Origin of the sequence: Streptococcus sp. IsoGale022, assembly GCF_031142805.1 — a bacterium.
In the GTDB taxonomy this organism is placed as follows: domain Bacteria; phylum Bacillota; class Bacilli; order Lactobacillales; family Streptococcaceae; genus Streptococcus; species Streptococcus sanguinis_A.
Map to the genome: position 1 here is coordinate 1 of NZ_JAKZJI010000032.1, position 2,895 is coordinate 2,895.

The 2,895-nt window shown below is 38.9% G+C and carries 3 protein-coding genes; all 3 read right to left on the bottom strand.

The features are described from left to right. Positions 1–195 precede the first annotated feature (195 nt). The 3 genes from RG608_RS11455 to RG608_RS11465 all read right to left on the bottom strand — a co-directional run bounded on the left by RG608_RS11455 (position 196) and on the right by RG608_RS11465 (position 2,570). The gene (locus RG608_RS11455) at positions 196–453 is read right to left on the bottom strand and encodes a hypothetical protein (protein ID WP_002927965.1); all 258 of its coding nucleotides are present in this window, start codon (positions 451–453) and stop codon (positions 196–198) included. Between the two features lie 191 nt (positions 454–644). Continuing rightward, on the bottom strand, positions 645–1,535 hold the full coding sequence (locus tag RG608_RS11460; protein WP_308946998.1) for a type II CAAX prenyl endopeptidase Rce1 family protein: 891 nt from the start codon (positions 1,533–1,535) through the stop codon (positions 645–647). Between the two features lie 27 nt (positions 1,536–1,562). Beyond that, positions 1,563–2,570, bottom strand: coding sequence for a serine hydrolase (locus RG608_RS11465; RefSeq protein ID WP_268687948.1), 1,008 nt, complete (start codon positions 2,568–2,570; stop codon positions 1,563–1,565). Positions 2,571–2,895: the final 325 nt, after the last annotated feature.

Here is a 2,895-nt window from a genome sequence, read left to right on the forward strand (position 1 = left end):
CCTCATTGCTTTGAATATCAAAAAGGAGAGGAACTTTTTGGTCCTCTCCAGGATATGACTTTTTAGCAACCCACTACAGTTGACAAAGAGCCTAAATTCGACGGCGCCTCTGGCTTGTCTCATTAAGAGGCATAGAAAAACCCAGCTATCCGAATGGTTGGCTGGGTTAGGGTTGAGCTACATCATAGTTTTAGACTATCCTGCGGCCTTGTGATGAATGGTGATGCCATATTTTTCATGGTTTTCTTCATACCAATTAATTAAGGCCATCGCAGTTTGATAAGTAATGTTCTTAATCTTACTGGTCCCTTTAGTTAAGGTCAGGATACTCATCTTGCTGATGTTTGCATCCGTCGCAATCCGATAACTAGTTAAGGTTCCATTAACTAACAACTGAACAACAGCCTCGACTTTCCTGTAGTCAGGCATTGTTGTAATATCCAACTTTTTCATAATTAAATCCTCTCCTAAAATTTAATTTACTAATCCATTATACACTTTTTTTTGACATTTACATATATAAAAACTTGAAAATTACAAAAAAATTAGAACATAATTCATTGAAATGTCAACTTTTCAAATTTTATAGACTTTTGAGAGTCTTTTGCCTCTATTTAATAGAAAAATAAATCAACATTATCGTCTTATATTACTCTGTTAGCTCGACTTTCCATACTCCTGTTTTTTCTCCATTTTCGTATCACTAGACCAACTGTTAAATAAAGAATAGTCGGAATCATCCCCACTGAAAGCGAGAAGAGGAAAGCCTGATTTTTTTCTACCGAGACAAATCCTAGTAATAGTAAAGGATTTATAACCGCATCCTCCATAGTGTGCATAATAACTAGAGGCCAAACAGATTTGGTAATTCTAAAAATCTCTGTATACATGGCCGTCCAACATGCAACAGTTATCATCCCGATAAGGAAGAATGTAAACCTTCCAACCGGCAAGGTATTTTGGATTTCTCTCTCAGATAGAAACTTCATAATGTAAGGCAGATGCCAAATCCACCAGATAAAGCCAACAAGTAGATATAGTTTTAAGTCGGATAATTTTAATTTGATTAATTGATTGGTAAGATATGCCCTCCAAACAGATTCTTCAAAAATATTTTTTATGAATTGAGTTCCTATCTGTGTGAGCAAGATTCCAAGATAGGCTGTGAACTCAACCTTCACATCTGTCACTCTGATGCCTTGTGTCATCAATCCCAAGAATATCACTATCATCGTAACAAGAGGGTAAACTAAAAAACTAATCAGGTATAATTTTTTGTTATTTTTAAAATTAATGGAAAACCCTGCCTCTTTCCAGCTGTCTCCGCCAAAGCTTCGAAGAAAGATGGTACAGATTAACGGAGTTACCAGCCAAATCAGCATCCCTAAAGAGCCGCTTCCTATCTCTGTTCCGATATTTTCGTAATGAGCTTGGCCGGTTACTTTATCAACAACATAACCAATCCAACCACATAGGGTGCTGAAGAATGCAAAGATAATGACATTGCGCTTAATTGTAGTTATGGACTGTTTCATAGCAGTCTCCTTTCGTCAAAAAATTATTCATCTCCCTTGTTTTAAATCCTTCTGTCTCTTCACACCAGCCGCAATAGCCCGAAAAATGGTAGGGTAGGGACGTTTTTTTGTCTGGTTGAACGTACCTGTGACAAAGACATCCTTTTCTGGACAATAAAAGGCGAAACTTCCTGTTATCCCACTATGGCCACGAATTTCATGCGCGCCACCGAAAAAGAGAGACATGAAGGAGCTGATTGTCAGCTGCATCATACCGCTGCCATACTTGAGAGGGCGGAATTGAATAGGGCGAAAAGCCGGCTGCTGAATATGGGACTTTGCAAACAATCTGCCAGTAAAGAAAGCACGGATAAAGGTCATTAACTCCCTGTTAGTCGCCACAATACCGCCTTGGTATACTTGACTGGAAAGATAGGCTTGAAAAGCTATAGACTGCTTGCCATTGTATAGGGAAGCAAGTTTCTCATGGCCTGTCCCCCAATGGGTCTGACTAAGCTGAAGCGGCTGGCAAATGATGTGCTCTAACAGTTGCTCAGCGGTCTGCCCAGTCACTGTTTCAGCCATTTTTCCTAAGAGCATAGCATTGATATCAGCGTAGTAGGCTTTATCTCCATCCAGACATGATTTAGCAGGTAATTCTGCTATCATTTCCAGGGTTTCTTCAAAAGGTACCCGCCGATCGGCTTTGTACAAGTCATCTATCAAAACCTTTCCATTCATTTGACGGTCCATTTCATAATTCGGAAAGCCGGATATTTGATCCAGCAGATGTCTTACAGTAATCTGCTCCGCTTGAGGCAAATGCTTGGTCACTTCTGGCGGTAAAATATCCGTCAAGCTTGTATCATAGGTTAGCTTTCCTTGGTCAATCAGCTGGAAAACAATCGCATCAGTATATAACTTGGAAATACTGGCAATGGCAAAAGGCGTGTCACTCGACATCTGTCCCTTGTTTTCTTCCAAATAGAGTTGATCCCCCTGATAGGCTAATATACTGGCTTCATAAAGTTGCCTGCTTTTTAGAAAAGTTGTCATTGCTGCCTTCCTCCAAATTGTCTAAATTTTTCCTTGAAAATCCTAAAGCATGCGAGCCTAATCTCTTATTTGAGAAAAGCTAGGTTGATTCGAGTCATTGACTGCTTCGGCAATATCAAAACTTTGTTTCATTTTACCAATACCTCCTAAGCAAGCCTAGCTTTTCATCAGCATCAGATTTCAATACTTTTATATACCTAATAGTAACATTTCTTTTAGGTGTTGTCAAGAAGAATTAAGTTGAGATTTTGGGATAAATGCTAATTAATTTCCAGAAAGGGGATTTATTTGGAATTCCTACTCAACAAAAAAAGACCTACCTTCA